The sequence below is a fragment of the Planktothrix sp. FACHB-1365 genome, from assembly GCF_014697575.1.
Lineage (GTDB): Bacteria > Cyanobacteriota > Cyanobacteriia > Cyanobacteriales > Microcoleaceae > Planktothrix.
Genome location: NZ_JACJSC010000008.1, coordinates 15,696 through 37,417, shown reverse-complemented (window position 1 = coordinate 37,417; position 21,722 = coordinate 15,696). Strand labels below are relative to the sequence as shown.

Below are 21,722 nucleotides of genomic sequence, written 5' to 3'. Positions count from 1 at the left end.
TAGTCGGGACTTTAATCCTGAGCTAGGGTAATTGTTTTCGCCTCTATCATCTTGGCGGTGGGCAGATTTACATCCCAAGCCCAGCCTAATTTTTCCAAGATCCAAATTACTGCATAACCAATATCAATTTGCCACCCTTTCATACCGATAGCAGCAGAGCTTTCAAACGCATGGTGATTGTTTTGCCAAGACTCGCCAAACGTTGGGATGGCCACCCAAGGGTTATTCTTGCTTTGATCGCCTGTCTTAAAACCACGAGTCCCGTAAAGATGAGATACAGAATTAACGCTCAATATGATGTTATCTACAATAAACAGGCGCACAACACCCCCCCAAAGAAAGCCTTGCAATGCTCCTATTAGGGACCAATGAAGTAGTCCGCCGATCACAGTAGGAATCGCTAGACCCAGAAGCACCCAAACTACATACAATCGGCTAATTTTGGATATGCTTTGATCTCGCAGGAGTTCGGGGGCATAATAGGCCGGATTAGGATAATCATGATCAATCAGCCAGCCCACATGGGAATGCCATAATCCCTTGAGAGTTCCGAGAAATCCCTGACCGTGAAGATTAGGGGAATGGGGATCACCGGGTAGATCACTGCACTCATGATGGCGACGATGAACAGCTACCCAGGAAATTAAGGGCCCTTGGGCAGCTACAGAACCCAGTATGGCGAATATCACCCGAATGCTCTGGTTAGTTTTAAAAGCACGATGGGTATAGTAGCGATGAAAACCGACACTCACCCCGGTCATGGTCAAAGCCCACATCACAATCAGCATTCCGATCTCGATTGGCCCAATGGGTAGCCACCACAGCGAAATGATGGCCACAATTGTTCCTAAAAAGGGAATGAAATTGTACCACCAAAAATGTTTATATTGCAGTCCTTTAATGTAGTCATTGCTAATAACCTTTGTCTTCTGATTGGGTATGGCACTATCGCAATGTGTTGTCATTCTCTAACTCCTCATGATGACGCAATAGAAAAAGTTGGCACTGCAAAAAATCCAGATTCAGTCTAGTTTACTAGAAATTGCTGGCATCTATTGTTAAATTTTCTGACTGTTTGTTAACCTTCAACTTCTCTGCAATCATCCCTGCTGTGGGGGTTTTGAGATCCCAAGCTAAACCTACTTTTTGGAGAGCCAGAATCACCCCACCACCAATATCAATTTGCCACCATTTCAGACCTAACAAGGCTGAGTGGGGAAAGGCATGATGATTGTTATGCCAAGCTTCTCCAAAGTTGGCTAGAGATAGCCAGAATGTGTTGCGGCTTTGCTCTTCGGTATCAAAGGGGCGTTGTCCATAACAGTGAGCAATGGAGTTAATCGTCCAAAAGGCATGATTAACACAAAAGATTCGCACCAATCCCCCCCAGAGAAATCCTTGTAAAATACCTATCCAAGTTCCCGTGAGAAGTCCGTCTACAATTGCCGGAATGGCTAAACCCAGGATAACCCAAGTCAGATAGAAACGATTGACTTTGGTAATTATTGGATCTCTGAGCAAGTCTTTAGCAAAAACAACCGTATTGGTAACGTCACTGTTCAACATCCAAGCAACTTGACCATGCCACAATCCCCGCAGAGTTGCCCATTTTTCTCCTTTGTATATTAAGGGGGAGTGGGGATCGCCTGGGCGATCGCTATACTTGTGATGCCGACGGTGAATACTTGCCCATTGAATCACTGGCCCTTGAGCGGACATACATCCTAATATTGCCAACAGGACTCTCATGACTGTATTGGTCTTAAAAGCACCGTGAGCAAAATGTCGGTGAAAACCCACTGTTATTCCCAGCATTGTCAAGGTATACATGATCAGAAATAGTCCAATGTCTACTGAACTAATCCCGAATTTAAAAGTTGTATAAATGGCTATTAATAACCCCAAAAAAGGAATCAAGATAGTAGCAAAGGCGTAACGCTGTTGCAGGGATTTAAGATAATCATTTTCTAGGGTGATCTTGGGGCTTATATTGGGTGTTGGGCTATCCACTGGTATAGACATTGATGTTTCCTCAATTTACCTAGGTTTAAATAGCAGGGGAAAATTTAAAACTAAAGGACTTTATAACTCCGATTTGCCAATCTTTCCCCCGACAATATTGAGAGTTTCGCATAGAAACTTTTCTTTGCAAATACGCCGTTGAATTTTGCCACTGGAAGTTTTAGGAATACTCCCCGTTTTAATCAGTACCGTGCCATAAGCCTGGATTTCATGTTGCTGCATGATGGCTTCGCCGATTTCTGCGACGACCTCTTTAACATTCAGATGTCGTAAATGTGTCCGTTCGACTTCAGCTACTATGACTAACTGCTCTGTATTGTCTTTTTCTATTGCAAAAGCTGCACAACAATTGCCTCGCAACGCTGGATGGCTAGTTTCTACTGTGATTTCAATATCTTGGGGGTAATAATTGCGACCTCTAATAATAATCATATCTTTCATCCGTCCCGTGATGAATAGCTCACCCTCTCGCAAAAATCCTAGATCCCCAGTGCGGAGAAACGGCCCCTGATGCGGATCTGTTAGATAAGCTCCAAAAGCTTGTTCTGAAAGTTCCGGTTGGTTCCAATAGCCTTGAGCAACACTTTCACCCGATACCCAGATTTCCCCGACTTGACCTGAATCACATTGCTGAAAAGATTCGGGTTCAACGATGACAATTTGGGTATCTAGCCAAGCTCGTCCACATCCAACGAGATGTCTAACATTTTCAACGTCTTTAGATGCTTCTGTCACCCCATTTTGCTCTAATGCCTCTGCTGCAACTGTGCAGTAAATGGGTTCTTCTTGAACAAGTCCCCCTGAAATCATTAAGGTAGATTCAGCCATCCCATAGCAGGGATAAAAACTCTTAGCCGTGAAACCACAAGGGGCAAATTTAGCAATAAAACGCTCTAAAGTGTCTCTCCGCACGGGTTCAGAACCACTGTAAGCACTTTCCCAGCTACTGAGGTCGAGGGTTTCAAGTTGTTCATTGGTAATCTTTTGAACGCAAAGATCGTAGGCAAAATTAGGCCCGCCGCAGTGGGTTGCTTTGTAGTTTGTAATTGCCTGTAGCCATCGCCAAGGGTGTTGGATAAAACTTTCAGGTTTCATCAATACCCCCATAAATCCGGTGTACAAAGGCTGAATAATTCCATCAATTAGACCCATATCATGAAAACTGGGTAGCCAGCTAACCGATATACTGTCTTGTGTCAGTTGAAAGGCTTGTTTGATATACTGCGAATTGTGGAGTAAATTACCATGAGTTACCATTACTCCTTTTGGTGTTCCTGTCGATCCAGATGTGTATTGGAGAAAAGCTAAAGAATCTATTGTTGTTGTTGATTTCTCCCAATTTGAAGCTAGATCAATACTGATTTCATCACTAACCATTAAAGGTAAAGTTGCTAATTCGGGATAATGAGTTAGTTGTGATTTGAGTTTGCTGAATAAAGATGTTGTAGTTAGTGCTAATGTTGCTTGTGAATCTGATTTGATTGTTAAAAGCCGAGTTGCTGGTCTGTTGGGTCGAGGGGGATTAACAGGAACTGCGATCGCATCAGCATATAAACATCCAAAAAAAGCACTAATAAATTCTAAACCGGGTGGATATAATAATAATACTCTTTCGCCCCGATTAATTTTCTGACCCAGTTGATAGGCAATTGCTCTGGCTTTTTGATCCAATTCTTGATAGGTTAATTGATCTGATTCTTGTTCTCCATTTGGAAGAAACTTAAATGCTATTTGGTGAGGTTGAGCAACGGCCTGATCCCGTAGTATTTCTACTAAAGTTAAATCCCTTTTTTCTATTTTCCCCATTATTAATACTCAAAAGCTATATACAGCACATCTACGACATACTACCATTGTTACAATGCCTAAGTGAAGTACCACTGTCAACGTTTCACTAATGGCAGTGGGTACTCCTGCTTCATAGACAAACGCCTCGCCCCCTACTCCCCAAAACCCAGATCACTAAAATACTTCTAAATCTGAAAACCGCCCCATTTTTTGAGCCTGTGCAGCTTCACCACAAGTCGGAGGTGTGGGAAACATCTTACCTGGATTTGCCAAACCTTGAGGATTAAAAGCTAGGCGCGGCCATTGCATGGTATCTAAATCAATATGATTAAACATTTCCGGCATCAAACATTTTTTATCAGCACCAATACCATGTTCTCCAGAAATACTTCCACCCACTCTCACACAAAGTTTTAGAATTTCGCCACTTAATTCTTCTACCTGTTTAAAAGCACCAGGAATGGCATGATCATAAAGAATGACTGGATGTAAGTTCCCATCACCCGCATGAAGGGCATTAGCAATACAATACCCATATTGATTTCCTAAAGCTGAAATTTCCTTAAGAACAGCGACTAATTGAGTCCGAGGGATCACTCCATCTTGAAGAAAATAATGACTTTGATAACCTAATGCAATTAAGGCTGTTTTACGTCCTTGCCAAAGTTTGATTCGCCTTTGTTCGTCACTAGCAATGATTACATTTCTGGCTCCGTTTTGTTGGCAAATTTTAGCAACCTGCTGTTTACTACTTTCAACTTCTACTGCTAAACCATCAACCTCTATCAACAAAACTGCCGCAGCATCTCTAGGATAACAGCCCGTATTAATAACATCTTCAATCGCTTTAATGGTAGTCCCATCCATTAATTCCATTGCCGCCGGAATAATTCCAGCACTAATAATATGAGTAACCGTATCACCTGCGGCTTCAATAGTGGTAAAGTCTGCTAGAACAGTGCCAATGGCTTCAGGTGTTTTAATAATGCGTAAAGTAATTTCTGTGGCAATACCTAGAGTGCCTTCTGAACCGATAAATAAACCCGTGAGATCATAACCGGGCATTTCTGAAATGATTCCCCCAACATCAACTACAGAACCGTCAGGAATTACCAATTTTAATCCCAAAACATGATTCGTTGTTACTCCATATTTCAAGCAATGAATACCCCCAGCATTCTCCGCAATGTTACCTCCAATTGTACAAACCGTTTGACTGGACGGATCTGGTGCATAATAAAAACCTTTACCACTAATGGCTTGAGTCACCCAATTATTAATTACACCAGCTTGCACAATAATTCGCTGATTTTCTAGGTCAACTTTTAAGATTTGGTTCATTAAGGTGGTGACAATTAAAACACAATTTTCAACAGGTAGTGCACCTCCAGATAAACCTGTTCCTGCACCCCGCGTCACCCAAGGAATTTGGTTTTCATAACAGATTTTGACTACCTCTGCTACTTGTTCAGTGGTGCGGGGTAGTACGACTAATGCGGGACGTTGACGATAGCTTGTTAAACTATCACATTCATAGGTGAGCAATTCTTCCTGACGTTGGACAACTCCTTTTTTACCTACAACCGCCTCAAATTTTGGGGCAATTTTTTGCCATAGAGACGCGCCATGGCTCTTCTGTACTTGTAGAGGAGAGGCGATATTCTGATTAATCATTTTGTTGATCACGCTAAAATAAAAAACGATATCCCTCGATTAAACATACCATGACTGCTAAAGTAGAAATTTACACTTGGACTTATTGCCCTTTTTGCCCTAGAGCCAAAGCCTTACTTAAGAAGAAAGGGGTTGAATTTACTGAATACTCTATTGATGGGGATGAAGACGCTAGAGCTAAGATGGCAGAACGAGCTAATGGCAGACGGAGTGTTCCTCAAATTTTCATCAATGATCAACATATTGGTGGTTTTGACGATATTTCCGCATTAGATAAGCAGGGAAAACTGGACGAACTTTTACAATAACAGTATTCAAAGCCCACGTCTTTCAAGCGTGGGATGTAAAATACCTGCCTTAATGGTCAAGTTCTTGCTTGGCCATTTCTTGAATATCTTGGGTAATAATTGAGCGAATATCCGCACCTTGATCATACATTTTTAACCACTTTTGTGCAGTATTTCCTTCCTGTAAAATTGTTTGTATAGGTGAGAGAAAATGATCAAAGCCTTGCTGTTTTACGAAGGGCAGAACATCATTATAAATTTCATTAATCCAATGTCGAGCTAGAATTTTTCTACCGTCTTGCCAATGTCTTAACTCAGCTTCTAAACTGGATACTTTGACGGCTGCTTCATTCGCTTTTGTTAAATCAATTAAGTCTTGTTTCCGGGTTGTTGCTGGTAATTGACTCATTTCTAAAGGGTCAATTCTGGGATCATTAATCAATTGCCAAAGCCGCGCTTCTAACAAAGCAGTAATAGCCAGAAGAGAATGAGAATCTGTCACTAAATCACAAATTCTGAGTTCTAGCCGATTCAGATCATAAGGTCGGCCATCGCCATTGGGTCGAACATTATCCCAATGATGACGAACATTAAACATTGTCCCTGTGGCTAAATGTCCTTCTACCCATTCAATATATTCGGCGTGATTTTCAAATAGGGGAATATGATATTGAGAATGGGGTAAAATATGCCAGCGTGTAGAATGATAACCTGTAATTTGATTATCAAGAAATGGAGAGGAAGCACTTAAGGCTAAATATAAGGGTGATTCCATTTTAATCAGCCGACAAGCTCGGATCAGCAGTTCTGGATCACTAAAACCAATGTTGATATGAACACTAGCAGTAACGACATTAGTTCCATGGTGGCGCTCAATGTATTCTAAATAAGGATTTGTATCTCCTGAACGATAAAAGCGATCGCTTCCTCCTAATGATAATGTACTTCCAGGAATTAGGGTATATTCTCCCAAGGTTTTGAGATATTTTCTGAGTTGAATTCGCGGTAATATTAATTGACTTAAAAGTTGGCTATAGCTGGCAAGAGGTTCAGTTGTATATTCTATATGGCGCTCGTCTGTTTCTTGCATAAACCTATCCACTTTGCCGATAATTTTTTCAGCCAAAGGAATCGGATCACCTTGGGGAGTACCCAGAAATATTTCTAATTCAAAGCCTTTCGTTAATAGCATAATATTTAATCCAAGTTAATGGTTTTAATTCCACTTTTTCCAGGAATTTTGGCAATTAGTAAATTAATGGCATTGACTACCGGATCTAAATAAGCCTGGGTTAAAGTTGAATAAGGCTGAGTTTGGTTTTTGCCAATACCAAATTCTAATTTTTCCTCTTTTTCGGGTAGATATAAAGTCCCAAACATCCAGTCCCAAATTCCCAAAAACTCCCCGTAGTTCTTGTTAATGTGTTGGGGTGCCATGCTGTGATGAATTTGGTGTAGAACTGGACTAATAAAAATATGGTTCCCTATCTTTCCATAAGAAAGCCAGATGTGAGAATGGGCAAGATTACCACCTGCGATATAATATAGAGCGACCAAAAAATTCAGACCAAATAGAGTTATAACATGGATTTTACCAAAAAATAGATAAATCAGTATTCCTTGTAAAGGAGCGCTGATGGCTGTAGTAATCAGCTTTTTATTAAGTTCATATAAGGGGTGAGAACGATATAAACTAATGGGGGTCAAGACTTCGCTGGAATGATGTAGACTGTGAAATTGCCACAGGATAGGATATTGGTGATGCCAAGCATGGTTAAGGTAAGATGCAAAGTCAAAAACTACAACAAATAAGAGGGTGAAAATCACGAGCGATCCCCAGTTTTCGGTTGTGAATCCGCCAAAATGACCAAAGGTTGCTTGCAGCCAATTATTGATTAGAGATGCTACTAATGATGTTTCAAACCACGCTAAACGCAAATTACCAGGAGCAAGAATATTATTGATGATAAAGATTTGATAATCTAGCAGGGCTGAAGGATGAAAGTAGATTTCTTTGGGGAAGCAAAAATTAAGAAACCCTTTAAAGTTAAGATCAGACTTAGGTTGCGATCGCCAATAAACCAGTCCAGCTAATAACAAAGAAGTTAATAAATATAGCCAATAAAGGCGACGGCTACCATTAAGGTGATTGAAGATTTGACTGCGGAAATATTCAAGAATTTGACCTAGTAATCTTTCTAGGTCTGCTACCCAAGTTGTTAATTCTGGTGTCATGGAATGTTTAGAAACAGAGAGTACGGGGTGCTGAAATTTGCTAATTTTTATTACTGATTTAGCATTGGAGCCGAGACAAAAATATTTAGTCTGAGTCAACAGTAATTTCTTGAATGGCTGCTTTCTGAGAACCTTGAGCAGATTTAGCTAAATATATCCCAGCCAACACGGCGAAAAACGCTACCCAGTTAAGGATAGTGAGTTTTTCCGCAAATATTACCCAGGCTAATATGGCAGTAATAATTGGGTCAAGCAACAGGAATAAAGATACAAAACCTGATGAAAACTTTTTCAGGTTATGGAACATAATCACCGTCGCTAGAACTTGACAGAAAAGGGCGAGGGAAATTACGGCTAACCATCCATTCACGGAAATAGGAAAAACTTGATCATCAAAAATCAAAGTTATGGGTAACAGCCAAAGAGTTCTGAACAAACAACTCCATAATATGATAGTTGTTGCCGAAAACTTAGCTCGTAGTTTTTCTGCACACAGAGCATTGCCCGCATAAAATACAGATGAAAGTAAAGCGATCGCATCTCCTCTAAAATGAGTGCTCGTTAAGTTAAAATCTTCAAAACCAATAGTTAACGCACCGACTGAAGCTAAAATCAAACCCATAATAAATTTGCTGTCAAACCTGTGTTTTAAAAACAGCCAACCGCCTAAAGTGGCAAAGAATGGGGTGAAATTATGCAATAAATTGGAATTAGCAATATTGGTTTGAGTTAAAGACCAAGCCCAAGCCGTTAAGTTAGCCGCACCAAAACCCGCAGCTAGTACAAATAATCCTATATCCTGAAGAGTCCAAGACTCCTGGGGTTTAGGGGGTTTCTGGGATACTTTACTACTGATAATTGTGATGATCTCCCAAACCCCAAGGATGACAGTGGAAATCAAAAACCGATTAAAGACTGTAGCATTAGGACTAATTTCTTGTTCGCTGACTCTGATAAATATTGGTGCTAGAGACAACATAAATACTGCTAGGGGAATTAACAGTAAAGTGTTCAAAGTTGGTTTTGTTTCAGTTTGTACTTCTGGAACATTGACTGTGATAGTCATAATTTATTAAGGAATGTTGATTTAACGGCAAGTAGATACTTGGTCATGCTCTGACTACTTATTTCGAGTCATTCTACAATATACCTGATTAAGCTTGATATTATAATAGAAGATTAAGTATTTTAAGAGGCATTGCTCCAAGATCGCGCAGAAGTGGTAAAATCCTAATTCAGCTATTCTCCTAGCTGTCACTATGGTTATTACTAACAATTCTCAAGCAATAAATAAAGAATATTTTTATGGAAGCTATCGCAATAATTGGAATGGGTTGTCGTTTCCCCAAAGCTCAAGATATAGAATCCTTCTGGAGACTACTGAAGGAAGGCCGAGATGCCATCACTGAGATCCCGATACAGCGATGGGATATTAATGATCTATATACTCCCAAAGCAGGTACACCGGGAAAAACCGTGTCCCGTTGGGGTGGCTTCTTAGATAATATCGATCATTTTGATCCTGACTTTTTCGAGATTCCCGTCGGTGATGCCCAGCGCATAGACCCCCATCATAGACTGGTATTAGAGGTAGCTTGGGAATCTTTAGAAAATGCTGGCATCGTCCCCCACACACTAGCAGGTAGTAAAACAGGGGTATTCATTGGCATGAGCCAAAGCGATCATAATAGACTGCTTTATAAAGATATATCCGCCATAGATGCTGAAGATGGGCCCCACACATTTCTTTGTTTTGTCGCTAATCGTTTATCTTATTTGTTAAATCTGCAAGGGCCTAGTTTAGCGATTGATACCGCTTGTTCTTCCTCTCTTGTTGCTGTACATTTAGCTTGTGAGAGTTTACGGACTGGTGAGTCTAATTTGGCTATTACTGGAGGAGTATCCCTGCGTTTATCTCCAGAAGAATCAATTGCTCTTTCTCTCAAGGGGATGCTATCTCCTGATGGTCGCTGTAAAACTTTTGATGCTGAGGCGAATGGTTTTGTTAGAGGTGAAGGGTGCGGGATTGTTGTTCTCAAACGCCTTGATGATGCCCTTAAAGATAGAGATAATATTCTAGCTGTGATTAGAGGGTCGGCTGTTAACCACAATGGTCTGAGTCATGGGATTACATCTCCTAATGGACTGGCTCAACAAAGACTGCTTCAACAAGCTCTGGAAAATGCTGAAGTCTCACCCAATCAAATTGGTTATGTGGAAACCCACGGGACTGCTTCGGCTTTAGGAGATGCTATTGAATATAAAGCCTTAAAAACAATATTAATGCCAAATCGAGAGCCAGATCAACCTTGTTGGCTGGGCTCAGTTAAAAGTAGTATTGGTCATTTAGAAGCGGCGGCTGGAATAGCAAGTTTAATTAAGGCAACCCTATCCCTGCAACATCAACAGATTTTTCCTAATCTACATATTAAACAAGTCAATCCTTATATTTCTTTAGCCGGGACAACTTTCTCGATCCCAACTGCTTTAGAGTCTTGGACTTCAAGCACAGAGTCAAGATTTGCGGGAGTGAGTTCTTTTGGTTTTGGGGGTACTAACTGTCATGTCATTTTAGAAGAAGCTCCGTTATTGCCTCAGAAAAGTATCACGCCGATGGAGCGTCCCCTACATCTTCTGACCCTATCAGCTAAGAGCGAAAAGGCACTATTAGACCTGGTAAATCTTTATAGAGAAAACTTGCAGAACAGTGATGCTAATTTTTCCCTAGCAGACTTCTGTTTCAGTGCTAATACCGGAAGAACTCATTTTGACCATCGTTTAGCTGTTGTGGCAGAATCACGGGCAGTATTGGTAGAAAAGTTAGCGACTATTGCTCATCAAACTGATATTTTGGGAAGGGATCAAAAGCGATCGCTCAAGGGTCAGCAACCCAAAATAGTATTTTTATTCCCTGGACAGGGGACTCAATATCTTAATTCCTGTCGTCAACTCTACGAAACTCAACCGACTTTTCGGGCTATTTTAGATCGCTGCCAAGAAATTCTCCGCCCGTATTTAGATCAGCCCCTACTAGAGATTTTATATCCAGAATATCAGAGCACAGCCACTCATTTCTTAACTGAAACAGCCTATACCCAACCTGCTTTATTCGCCCTGGAATATGCCTTAGCTGAGTTGTGGAAATCCTGGGGGATCATCCCGGATGCTGTTATGGGTTATAGCCTGGGTGAATATGTAGCAGCTTGCGTGGCTGGGGTGTTTAGTTTAGAAGATGCCCTCAGTCTAGTCGCCCAACGGGGACATTTAATGCAATCTTTATCGCCGCAGGGAGCAATGGTGGAGGTTTTGGCGGATGTGACCCAGGTGGAAACTGCTATTGCACCTTATATCGATAAGGTGGCGATCGCCGCCGTCAACAGTCCCAAACATATCATTATATCGGGTGAAATTGAGGCAGTTGAGGCCGTCATCGGAAATTTTAAAAATGATAAGATTAAAACCCGAAAATTAAATTACAATCTAGCTTTTCATTCTCCTTTAATGGAACCCGTCGCTACAGCCTTTAAACAAATTGCTTCAACCATAACTTATTCATCCCCAAAAATTAGGATGATTTCTCCCATTACGGCACAGCCCATTCAAGCAGAAATCGCAACTCCTGAATATTGGTGCAATCAGATTCAGCAGCCAGTCCGATTTGCTGATAGCATTAAAACTCTTGATCATCAAGGTTATAAAGTCTTTGTGGAGGTAGGCCCCCAATCTCTACTTTTGGCAATGGGTAGAGAGTGTTTAGATCCAGGTGTGGGGGTTTGGTTAACGGGGGCTAGTTCCGATGGGTCAGACTGGCTACAACTCCTGCAAAATTTAGCAACTTTATATTTACAGGGAGTTCCTGTAGATTGGCAGGGTTTTGATCGGGATTATCCTCGAAATTGGCAATTACTACCAACTTATCCCTTCCAAAAACAACGATACTGGTTTGATCAAGATGCCAATAGTTTTTACCAAACCACCCCATTATCAAACCCAGTATCAACCCCAGAAATAGCTTGTCAAAATAGTATTGAAACTCCATCAAACCCCGATTTAAAAACAACTCTAAATTCTGATTCTACTGACGATTTAGCTTCATTAGTTTTGACTCCTACAGCCGAATCAATTCAGAATTGGATAGTCAATTGGCTGCATCAAAATTTACCCGGAGAAATTCAATTAACAGACAATAGCAAATCAGGAAAATCTTTTCTGGATTATGGACTCAAATCCATAGGAGCAGTAAAATTAGCTAAAGATTTAGAACAATTGCTCGGACGTTCCTTAGAAGCCACAATTGTTTGGAATTTTCCGACTATTGAATCTTTAGCGCTGCACTTAGCTGGCGAGCAAGAAAACCCAGTTTCAACGGTTGAAGAGGCGCACAGAAAGTTAATCAGTCCATTCCCCGTTGGCAAAAAAGCGATGCAATTTAGCTTATTATATTTTGCGAGTAATGAAGCTGAATTCAAAGATGACAAGTACAGATTATTAATAGAAAGTAGTCAATTTGCTGATAAACATGGCTTTAGTGCGGTTTGGATACCTGAACGCCATTTTCATGCTTTTGGTGGACTCTACCCCAATCCTGCTGTTTTGGGTTCTGCTCTGGCAATGGTAACAGATCGCATTCGTATCCGTGCGGGTAGTGTGGTTTTACCTCTACATAATCCTATCCGAGTGGCTGAAGAATGGGCGGTGGTGGATAACCTTTCCCAAGGGCGTGTAGATGTTGCTTTTGCGCGGGGTTGGAACCCAAATGATTTTGTTTTAGCGCCTAATCAATTTACTAATAGTGCAGAAGTGATGTTTTCTGGGATTAAAACTGTACAGAAGTTGTGGCAAGGTGAATCAATTTTGTTACAAAATGGTATGGGTAAAGAAACTGAAACTCGGATTTATCCCCTACCTAAACAACAGGAAATAGCGATTTGGATTACTTGTACTGGGGGAAAAGAAAGATTTGTTGAAACGGGTGCGATGGGGGCTAATGTTTTAACTGCACTTCTGTTCCAACCCATTGAAGAATTAGCCGAAAAAATTGCTTGTTATCGAGAGTCATTGGCAAAAAATGGTTATGATGCGGAGGCGGGACAAGTGACTTTGATGCTGCATACTTTCATTGGTGAAGATATGAATTTAGTGCGTCATAAAGTCAGGAAGCCATTTACTGATTATTTAGAAAGTTCTGTGAATCTGTGGAGACATGGAATTACGAATCTGGAGGGTTTGGAGTCCAAAGAAAGAGAACATTTATTGGCTTATGCTTTTGAGCGTTATTTTCAAACTAGCGCTTTAATTGGTACGCCCGAAAGTTGTGAGTTAATGGTGCAACAATTACAAGCTATTGGAGTTGATGAAATTGCTTGTTTAATTGACTTTGGAATTGATGCAGATTCTATTATGGCTTCTCTCTATTCCCTGAAAAAACTCAAGGAAAAATCTGAGTTAATGAGGGTATCATCTGATTGTCATCTTAATCAATCGTTGACAGTAAAAGAGAAACCGTTAATTAATTTAGAACCGTCACAAACCTCACCCAAATGGATTATTGATCGTCAAGGAAAACCCAATGCTAAGTTGCGTCTTTTTTGTCTTCCTCATGGGGGAGGAGATATTTCTGTGTTTAAAGATTGGTCAAATAGTCTACCACCAGATATTGAAGTTTATAGCCTCCAGCTTGCTCCTCAAACATATACTGGAAGTCAACCGACTTTTGAGGATCTGACTCCCTTAGTGGCAGATTTGGCAGAATTTTTGTTACCTTATCTTAATCTGGAATTTGCTTTTTATGGTCATAGTTTAGGAGCATTAATTAATTTTGAACTGTGTCGTTATTTGCGTCGTCATCATCATAAGCAACCGATTCATTTCTTTGTCGGGGCTCAACACGCTCCCCAACTTCCTTACCCCTATCCTTCCTTAGAAAACCTTTCTCACGCCGATTTACTCAAGTTCTTGAAAGATTTAACGAATATAGAACTCTCTAAATCTGTTGGAGAAGATGATCCATTTTTACTGATGTTGCTAAATTCCTTGAAAGTAGCATCTGTGCTCCAAAAGGATCACTATTCTTACACAGAAGAAAAACCGCTAGATTGTCCTATTACTAGCTTTGTGGGTTGTGGGGATAAATTTTTGAATCAAGACCATCTTTCCGCTTGGGGCGTTCATACTAACAAGTCATTTAAGCTACATCAGGTTGATGGTCAACATCTGTTTTTGGATAGTCATCAAGAGCAGATTTTACAATTGATATCCCAAGAGTTATTAGCCTATCAACCTTTCCCCAATTCCTGAGCACTTTGGGTATAATTTGGATCTGATCAACCCGTTCTTTATACAAATTCAACAGCGAATCTAATAAAGAATCAGACAAATAATGGGGTTATAATCCTAAATTCAAAAATGAAAATACAGAAGCTCAAAAAAAAGTTTTCTGAACGGAAAAAGGAATCCCTGTGAGGGTTAATAGGGTCTGATTATTGATTTTTCTGCTGTTTTCTTTGGGCTACTGCTTCATGATTTGTTCGATAAATTTTTAGTCGATCTTGACTTTCAGGATAAATAAAAGAATCTTTAGGAATAGATTCAAGTAAATTAATAGATTGTTTCCATTTTTGTTCTGCTTCCTGCCAAACACTCAAAGATTCTGGAGGATTTTGCAGCATAACCGATGCTTCCATAGCAAGTTTTTTAGCAGATTCTAAATCATTTGTTGCCTTTTGTTCTTTATTTAAAATTTGGCTAATGGAGTTATAATCTTTTTGATAAATTTGTAATTTTTGGTTTATTTTTTCAGAGTCAGAATAATTTTTAGGTATTGCTTCTAATAGCTGAATAGCATCTTGCAATTGAGTTTGAGCTTGTTGCCAAACCGTTAAAGGATGGGGAGGATTTTCAATGAGTTTGGATGCTTCTACTGCTAACTTTTCAGCCGTATCTAAACGACTTTGAGGAGTTTCTGGGGTCAAAAGATTTGGATTTTCTTGCTTAGACTTAAAAGGATTAAAAATTAACAGTCCAACTCCTCCTAATAAGATTACACCAGCCACAATAATTATGAACTGACGAATTTCTTTTTCCTTTTTCTGTTTTAATTCAGCTTCGCGTTGATGTCGCAATTCTTCCTGTTGCTGACGTTGTAATTCTTCTTCCCGTTGACGCTTTAATTCTGCTTCTTGTTGACGTTGTAATTCTTCTTCCCGTTGACGCTTTAATTCTGCTTCTTGTTGACGTTGTAATTCTTCCTGTTGCTGACGTTGTAATTCCGCTTCCTGTTGACGTTGTAATTCCGCTTCCTGTTGACGCTTTAATTCTGCTTCTTGTTGACGTTGTAATTCTTCTTCCCGTTGACGCTGTAATTCTAATTCCTGCTGACGCTGCAATTCTTCCTGTTGTTGACGTTGTAATTCTAATTCTTGCTGGCGTTTTAATTCTTCCTGTTGTTGACGCTTTAATTCTAATTCCCGTTGACGTTGTAATTCTTCCTGTTGTTGACGTTGTAATTCTAATTCTTGCTGGCGTTGTAATTCTTCCTGTTGTTGACGTTGTAATTCTAATTCTTGCTGGCGTTGTAATTCTAATTCTTGCTGACGCTGTAATTCTGCTTCTTGCTGACGCTGTAACTCAAGGGAACTTTGAATTAATTCCTCATACTGTTCATTTAAACGCAAGCGGTAAGTTTGTAAATTATCAAAAATTGAATTAATATTAATTTCAGATTGAGTAATTAAAGGATTAGCAGAGGTTAAATTAAGGGATTGTTCAAACTGCATTAAAGCATCAATTAACCGACTCCAATCATATTTTTCTATAAATTCTGTACTATCGTTCTCATCTGTCCAGTTCTTTAATTCAATTAAAATAATATCGACTAAATAGCGAAGAGCATTTTTAATCACGGGATATTGTTCAGAATCAAAGTAATATTCTAGTAACTCAACAAGATTCAATAACAACCCGCTATCAATAGCAATCTGATTCATTAAATCTAGGCGTTTAGTATATTGAATTTTCTCTTTTTTTGCAGTATCTTGATTAGCATCCATGAACGATAACTGATCAAGCGCACCAAAAACTGAATGATTTCTTTTTTCGTCGTTGATTTTAGTGTTTATAGCTTTTAAATCTGATTTAATTTCTTGTATAAATTGCAAACTATTAGAAGAGTCAAGTTCAGAACTGCTAAGAGATAATTGTATTTTTTCTACGATATTAATTAGCTGATTTTTTAAGCTTAAGACTTTGACAACATCCATTATTATACCTCCTGGCTATATATCATAACACTTTACAAAACCCAAAGCTTACTGTAGAGAACCTAACCTTTCTCTACAGTAAACATAACCCTCAATTAACCAGGATTACGCCAGGAAACTTTAGGCATAATTTGGCTGTTGTCAACCCGTTCTTTATACTTAATGGCAAAATTCAACAGCGAATCTAACAACGAATCAGATAGAAAATGCGGCTGTAAACCTAAATCCAATAGATTTGTATTTTTAGCGTTGAAATAATGGTCTTCTAATTCAACACGGGGATTAGGAATATTTTCCACTTCCACATTTAATCCTAAAGCAATTCCTGCTTTTTTAACCATCATGGCTAAGTCACCGACGCTATGCAATTCGGTAAACTGATTAAAGACGCGGAATTGTCCAACATCTGCCGGATTTTCTAATGCTAATTCAATACAGCGTACAGTATCCCGAATATCTAAAAAGGCTCTAGTTTGTCCGCCTTTTCCATACACTGTTAAAGGATGACCAATAGCGGCTTGAATACAGAAACGGTTTAAAGCCGTTCCGAAAACGCCATCATAGTCGAGACGGTTAATTAACAGTTCATCCATTCCGGTTTCTTCGGTTAACACCCCATAAACCACGCCTTGGTTTAAATCCGTTGCTCGCAGACCCCAAATTTTACAAGCAAAATGGATATTATGGCTGTCATGAACTTTGCTGAGATGATAGAAACTACCGGGTTGTTTAGGATAGGGTAAAGTATCTTTACGACCGTTATGTTCGATGGTAATATAGCCTTCCTCAATATCAATATTGGGGGTTCCATATTCTCCCATCGTTCCTAACTTCACCAAATGACAATCGGGAAAATGCTCCCGCATGGCATATAACAGGTTGAGGTTGCCAATAACGTTATTTGCTTGGGTGAGAACGGCGTGTTCTCTATCAATCATCGAGAAGGGTGCAGAACGTTGTTCTCCAAAGTGAATAATGGCTTGCGGTTCAAACTTAAGTAAACTCTTGATCAGGAAATCGTAGTTATTGATATCCCCAATAAACAGGTCAATAGACTTTCCTGTTAAATCTTTCCAACGTTGAATCCGTTGCTGAATCGGTGCAATAGGGGTTAACGTATCAATACACAGTTGTTGATCCCAGTGACGTCGAACTAAACTATCCAGAATACCGACTTCATAGCCACGATTGGACAAATACAACGCTGTGGCCCAACCACAGTAGCCATCCCCACCAATAACCAGGACTTTCATAAATACACTTGTTGAATCTTGATGTGCCAATATTGGGTAAATTTATCAGGAAAGGGGATCAAATTTTTACCTCGTCCGCAAAACTTGTCCAGCGCACGAATTGAAATGGCCCTGCTAAAGCACCCCACAGTTGTTCATCGGTTTCTGGGTCGTGTCCCCGGTCGTGACTAATAAAATGGTGTTCATCAATTTCAAATTCACTCGCCAGGTAGGTGACGTTTCCTTTACGTTCGACTATACATCCTTTACCGGGTTCGACTTCTCCTTTAAAACTATGTCCTGTCCAATGGGTAATAAAAGAGCATTTTTCCATTTTTTTCAAACGGTCTTTTGTTAACCCTTGAAGTCTTTCAGGTTCACGAGATCCACCATAAAATTCCTGTTCATTTTCGATCACATAATTTTCGATTTCAATATGATTTTCCACCGGAACTAATTTCAACACCCGCACCCGATAGGGTTGTTTTAAGTTAATATCATAGGCTTGTTCTAAATACAAGCTGACCCCATCTAATAATGTTACAGGCAAAGGACGCATACAAACCCGAATGTGGGCAAAAAAAGGCGGGTTTTCAAAGGCTTGCGCTTGGTTGCTGAAGTCCGCCGCCATTAATTTCGCTAAGGAGACAATATCATTGGAATGAGTCATAACTAAATTCGATTGAGATCAGAATCAAAGTTATCATAATATAGATCACATTCCGCAGTTCATTGGTGTGTTCTTTTCCCCCGATTCTATACCGACAACACTAACACAAGCTGTACTTGGGAGTTATTACTCCTATCTGTATTTTTGAATCCATTTTTTCTTGTTAATCAGAATTTTTTTTTCAATATTAGGAAAAATTGCTCCCAAGCATTGAATGAATAGAGATGGAATTTGTGCTGAATAAATCAGGATGTTTTCTTTTCTTTGTGATTTAATAACTTTTATAGGGTAATCTCTAAAAATAATTTTAGCCAAACAATTTATTTTAAAATAACGAACTTGATCACAGTATATATAAATAGCTTGAATTTGGTTATTTTCAAGATTATCTAAAAATTCCTTTGAATATAATAAATTGTGTAAAGTAGTTAAAGATTTTTCTTCTAAAAATAAATCTATATCTGATATTTTATTGGTGATTAGTTGCTTCATTAATTGAGCTTCAGAAATAGGGGATTTTGTAAAACTACATCCACCACTCAGGATTAATTGATCAATTTTTTCCTCCTTTATATGGCTAATTACAAAATCAAGATAATCAGTCAGGTTATCGTCTACAATATTACCATAGCCACAAACAATTCCTACTTTCATATTTATTTTCTGATATTTTTTAGTTTTGTTTACCCAGAGTCCAACTATAAGCTATTTTTAGCATTCGCATGAATCGAACTCTATTTAAAATTCCCAGTTGAGCATAGGATTGTAAACCTTTAATTAAGAAAAAAATAGATTTCATAATTTGTTTTTTATGCCAATAAGCTAAAGCCAAATCCAATAAACAACTAGCTGTTCCATGTCGATTCAAACTAGCTTGTCTCATTTCTAGGGCTATTTTAAAATTTTGGATAGCTTGTTCACACTTATTTTCCGCCAGATTAATCAAACCTAATTGTTCATAACAATCAGAAATTCCTTGGTAATTCTCGGCCTTTTTATAGCCTTCAAAAGCTACTATTGCTAATTTTTTTGCTTCTATTAAATTTCCTTGGTTAAGATATATATAAGCGAGATGATGAGCAATAAAAACCTCGGCTTGAATATAATTAATTTGTTTAGCTTTTTCTTGAGCATTTTGCAAAACTTTAATCCCTTGGTCATATTGTCTTTTTCTCCGTAAAATAATGCCTTGATGCACTTGTGGAGTAATTATTCGATGAATTAATCCCAGTTTTTTCCTTAAGTTAATAACTTGATCGTAAATTTCTAAAGCTTGATCAAAATGACTCGCATTCATTTCATAATGAGCCAAAATCTCAAGCATTCCCGTTTTAATATCATCAAGCTGAAAATCTGATTGAGCTAGATTTTGATGCTTCAAATTTTCATCAACAATCACTAACCATTTTTTCAAGTTCCTGATTCCATCTTGATAATTTCCCAAGGAAACTTGATACATTGCTAAATGACAATTTGCTTTTATATGTTGTAAGGATTGAGGATGGGATGTAGCAGAAATTTCTTGAAGAATTTGAAAAACCTGTGTCGGATTTTGATTTAAGCTACTTAACGTTATAGCTTTTAAAAGTAAAATATCATTCAAAATTTTGCTACTGGTTTTTAATGAATCTATAATCTCTTGAGTGACCCCCAGTAAAGTTTGATAAGAACCTTTGAAAAATAGATATTCAGATAAAGGGAGTAATAGATTAGTCGTAGAAGGATTAATAGCAATAGGAAGTTCAAAAATAGTGATTATAGTAGAATCGGTTAGTACCCATTCTGGAATTGTACACAGGTGGTATAAAGCTTCTAAGCTATTTTTGACTTTTTGTGAAGATTGTTCATCTGGATGAGTTTTATAGCCCCTCAAAAACCTGACCGTAGCTATATAATTCATCCGTTGAAAACGGGGTAGGGTTTTAAAAAAGGCAGAATCAATATTTAATTGTTCTAAAATCAAATCAATAGAGTTTTGATATAGAGCTTGATTGGGGAGTTGAATCATCAGGGTTAATCCATGTTTTTCAGATATTCTAGGGCGACACTACGAATTAAATTATGCTGTCTAATTACATATTGATAGTTTTCGATACTTTCTTCAAGAAGATAGCGATCACGCAAAGTTTCTAAAGCAATTTTCTGTTCTTCTTCTTCACAATCATCTTCTAGTAAACTTAACCAATAATCAGGAGTAACAGCGCAGCGATAGATGGATGCAGAACAGAGTAAAAGATAAGCATTAAAGGCATCTTTCTCTAAACGACTAAAGGTGATTTCTAGTCGATAACGCACTCTCTGTTTTAGATTCCCAGTATATCGGTCTAATTTCCATTGGTCATTTGCACCTTGAATTATACCTTGTTCTTTAGCTTCTGCGATCGCTTTTTCCACTGCTTCAATTTCATTACCATGTTTATTCCAATAAGCGATAACATTACCAAAAAAGGGTTGATCACCGATTTCACCAGAAATGACTCGTAAGGCTAAAGGATGACCTTCATAAGCCTGACCAATCCGTTCTAAATAGGGAGAATAATCGGAAGATAAATCAATCTCTAATCCCGTCTTTTCAAATAATGCTAATTGTTCCGGTGGTTCAAGTCCACTTAAACGTTTAGAATCCCAGAAATTTTTATAGCGAGAAGGCATTTGTCCGGGTAATTCTTGAGTTGTGAGAATCAAACGACTTTGACAAATAGAACTCGCTAATAAGGCGTGAAAGAATTTAACCCACCCTTCATCTTCAAAATCACTCCAACCCTCGTCTTCATTTCCTTTCATAATCAATTCCAGGGAATCCATCACAATCAGATAACGATGATTGATCAAAAAATTGACTAAGCGATGGAGGATTTGTTCTGGATTTTTACGATCTTCTAAGGTAACAATCTGTCCCCATTTTTCTAACCAACGAACCGCAACACTAGCAAAATCTGAGGCTTGGTTTTGATTATCAAAATTCTCTGAATGAAATTTTGTCCAGTCATCTTTTAACCAATCTTTCCGTAAATCAAAGACTAATTTTTCAGCTAGGGCGGTTTTGCCAATCCCTGTAATTCCTGTAATAATTAAAACTCGACAAGAACCTTCTATTTTCTGTTTTAATTCGGTGAGGAGTTGTTCTCGACCAACCCAAGATTGATCAAATTGAGAAAATTCGGGAACTTGTTCAGGTTGAGAAGATGTTGATAAATCTGTTTCTACAACTTCTTCCCAATTCACGCTAACGGCTTCACAGAGTTTAAGGAAAACCTCTTGGTTAATGGCTTTTCCTTCTCGAAATCGTTTTAAGGTAGCTGGTGATGTAGGAACGTAGCTACACCACATTGAAGAATTAGCTGACCAGCCTTTCTTTTTGCGGGCTTGCTCGATGGATGCTCGGCCTGATTGTGAGGCTCTAAGACTAACTGACATTATAATAGGAGTAATTGATTTCTTAGGGTTATTAGCTTTAATAATCAGATTTTAATACATTTGGGGAAAATTATCTCAAATCATAGGTTGCTTTTAGAAATGGGGTGAGATGATTGATAAAAAATCATTCACCCCATAG

The 21,722-nt window shown here is 38.8% G+C and carries 15 protein-coding genes; 2 read left to right on the top strand and 13 right to left on the bottom strand.

The window, feature by feature from the left end; translation table 11 throughout:
- Positions 1-11: 11 nt before the first annotated feature.
- From H6G57_RS11885 to H6G57_RS11870, 4 genes are all read right to left on the bottom strand, one after another.
- On the bottom strand, positions 12-965 hold the full coding sequence (locus tag H6G57_RS11885) for an acyl-CoA desaturase (RefSeq protein ID WP_190518813.1): 954 nt from the start codon (positions 963-965) through the stop codon (positions 12-14).
- A 70-nt stretch (positions 966-1,035) separates the two neighbouring features.
- Positions 1,036-2,022: an acyl-CoA desaturase gene (locus tag H6G57_RS11880; RefSeq protein WP_190518811.1), complete on the bottom strand. Its 987-nt coding sequence runs from the start codon at positions 2,020-2,022 to the stop codon at positions 1,036-1,038.
- Positions 2,023-2,082: 60 nt separating this feature from the next.
- Positions 2,083-3,828 (bottom strand): fatty acyl-AMP ligase, encoded by a 1,746-nt coding sequence (locus H6G57_RS11875; protein WP_190518809.1) that lies wholly within the window; start codon positions 3,826-3,828, stop codon positions 2,083-2,085.
- A gap of 156 nt (positions 3,829-3,984) precedes the next feature.
- Positions 3,985-5,484, bottom strand: coding sequence for an FAD-linked oxidase C-terminal domain-containing protein (locus H6G57_RS11870; protein WP_190518807.1), 1,500 nt, complete (start codon positions 5,482-5,484; stop codon positions 3,985-3,987).
- Between the two features lie 50 nt (positions 5,485-5,534).
- On the opposite strand from H6G57_RS11870, the gene grxC reads away from it, so the two are divergent.
- The gene (gene grxC, locus H6G57_RS11865; protein WP_072720698.1) at positions 5,535-5,792 is read left to right on the top strand and encodes a glutaredoxin 3; all 258 of its coding nucleotides are present in this window, start codon (positions 5,535-5,537) and stop codon (positions 5,790-5,792) included.
- Positions 5,793-5,841: 49 nt separating this feature from the next.
- On the opposite strand, the gene gshA is transcribed toward grxC, so the two are convergent.
- The 3 genes from gshA to H6G57_RS11850 form a co-directional block, all read right to left on the bottom strand.
- Positions 5,842-6,963 (bottom strand): glutamate--cysteine ligase, encoded by a 1,122-nt coding sequence (gene gshA, locus H6G57_RS11860; protein WP_190518806.1) that lies wholly within the window; start codon positions 6,961-6,963, stop codon positions 5,842-5,844.
- Positions 6,964-6,968: 5 nt separating this feature from the next.
- On the bottom strand, positions 6,969-8,006 hold the full coding sequence (locus H6G57_RS11855) for a sterol desaturase family protein (RefSeq protein ID WP_190518804.1): 1,038 nt from the start codon (positions 8,004-8,006) through the stop codon (positions 6,969-6,971).
- A gap of 85 nt (positions 8,007-8,091) precedes the next feature.
- Positions 8,092-9,072 carry a DMT family transporter gene (locus H6G57_RS11850; protein WP_190518802.1) on the bottom strand — a complete coding sequence of 327 codons (981 nt, stop codon included), beginning with the start codon at positions 9,070-9,072 and terminating at the stop codon, positions 8,092-8,094.
- A 239-nt stretch (positions 9,073-9,311) separates the two neighbouring features.
- On the opposite strand from H6G57_RS11850, the gene H6G57_RS11845 reads away from it, so the two are divergent.
- Complete coding sequence (locus H6G57_RS11845) at positions 9,312-14,303, top strand: type I polyketide synthase (protein WP_190518801.1); 4,992 nt, start codon at positions 9,312-9,314, stop codon at positions 14,301-14,303.
- A gap of 182 nt (positions 14,304-14,485) precedes the next feature.
- On the opposite strand, the gene H6G57_RS11840 is transcribed toward H6G57_RS11845, so the two are convergent.
- The 6 genes from H6G57_RS11840 to H6G57_RS11815 form a co-directional block, all read right to left on the bottom strand.
- Entirely contained in the window at positions 14,486-16,264 is a 1,779-nt protein-coding gene (locus tag H6G57_RS11840; RefSeq protein ID WP_190518799.1) for a hypothetical protein, read from the bottom strand.
- Positions 16,265-16,359: 95 nt separating this feature from the next.
- Entirely contained in the window at positions 16,360-17,517 is a 1,158-nt protein-coding gene (locus H6G57_RS11835; RefSeq protein ID WP_190518797.1) for an NAD-dependent epimerase/dehydratase family protein, read from the bottom strand.
- 58 nt (positions 17,518-17,575) lie between these two features.
- Positions 17,576-18,166, bottom strand: coding sequence for a chromophore lyase CpcT/CpeT (locus H6G57_RS11830; protein WP_190518795.1), 591 nt, complete (start codon positions 18,164-18,166; stop codon positions 17,576-17,578).
- 132 nt (positions 18,167-18,298) lie between these two features.
- Positions 18,299-18,820, bottom strand: coding sequence for an ElyC/SanA/YdcF family protein (locus H6G57_RS11825; protein WP_190518793.1), 522 nt, complete (start codon positions 18,818-18,820; stop codon positions 18,299-18,301).
- A gap of 19 nt (positions 18,821-18,839) precedes the next feature.
- Positions 18,840-20,174: a lipopolysaccharide assembly protein LapB gene (locus H6G57_RS11820; protein WP_190518791.1), complete on the bottom strand. Its 1,335-nt coding sequence runs from the start codon at positions 20,172-20,174 to the stop codon at positions 18,840-18,842.
- Between the two features lie 5 nt (positions 20,175-20,179).
- Entirely contained in the window at positions 20,180-21,583 is a 1,404-nt protein-coding gene (locus H6G57_RS11815; protein ID WP_190518789.1) for an NB-ARC domain-containing protein, read from the bottom strand.
- Between the last annotated feature and the right edge of the window lie 139 nt (positions 21,584-21,722).

Bases quoted from the DNA above. Each gene is read 5' to 3' on its own strand.
- H6G57_RS11885 (WP_190518813.1), bottom strand. From the start codon at position 965: ATGACAACACATTGCGATAGTGCCATACCCAATCAGAAGACAAAGGTT.
- H6G57_RS11880 (WP_190518811.1), bottom strand. From the start codon at position 2,022: ATGTCTATACCAGTGGATAGCCCAACACCCAATATAAGCCCCAAGATC.
- H6G57_RS11875 (WP_190518809.1), bottom strand. From the start codon at position 3,828: ATGGGGAAAATAGAAAAAAGGGATTTAACTTTAGTAGAAATACTACGG.
- H6G57_RS11870 (WP_190518807.1), bottom strand. From the start codon at position 5,484: ATGATTAATCAGAATATCGCCTCTCCTCTACAAGTACAGAAGAGCCAT.
- grxC (WP_072720698.1), top strand. From the start codon at position 5,535: ATGACTGCTAAAGTAGAAATTTACACTTGGACTTATTGCCCTTTTTGC.
- gshA (WP_190518806.1), bottom strand. From the start codon at position 6,963: ATGCTATTAACGAAAGGCTTTGAATTAGAAATATTTCTGGGTACTCCC.
- H6G57_RS11855 (WP_190518804.1), bottom strand. From the start codon at position 8,006: ATGACACCAGAATTAACAACTTGGGTAGCAGACCTAGAAAGATTACTA.
- H6G57_RS11850 (WP_190518802.1), bottom strand. From the start codon at position 9,072: ATGACTATCACAGTCAATGTTCCAGAAGTACAAACTGAAACAAAACCA.
- H6G57_RS11845 (WP_190518801.1), top strand. From the start codon at position 9,312: ATGGAAGCTATCGCAATAATTGGAATGGGTTGTCGTTTCCCCAAAGCT.
- H6G57_RS11840 (WP_190518799.1), bottom strand. From the start codon at position 16,264: ATGGATGTTGTCAAAGTCTTAAGCTTAAAAAATCAGCTAATTAATATC.
- H6G57_RS11835 (WP_190518797.1), bottom strand. From the start codon at position 17,517: ATGAAAGTCCTGGTTATTGGTGGGGATGGCTACTGTGGTTGGGCCACA.
- H6G57_RS11830 (WP_190518795.1), bottom strand. From the start codon at position 18,166: ATGACTCATTCCAATGATATTGTCTCCTTAGCGAAATTAATGGCGGCG.
- H6G57_RS11825 (WP_190518793.1), bottom strand. From the start codon at position 18,820: ATGAAAGTAGGAATTGTTTGTGGCTATGGTAATATTGTAGACGATAAC.
- H6G57_RS11820 (WP_190518791.1), bottom strand. From the start codon at position 20,174: ATGATTCAACTCCCCAATCAAGCTCTATATCAAAACTCTATTGATTTG.
- H6G57_RS11815 (WP_190518789.1), bottom strand. From the start codon at position 21,583: ATGTCAGTTAGTCTTAGAGCCTCACAATCAGGCCGAGCATCCATCGAG.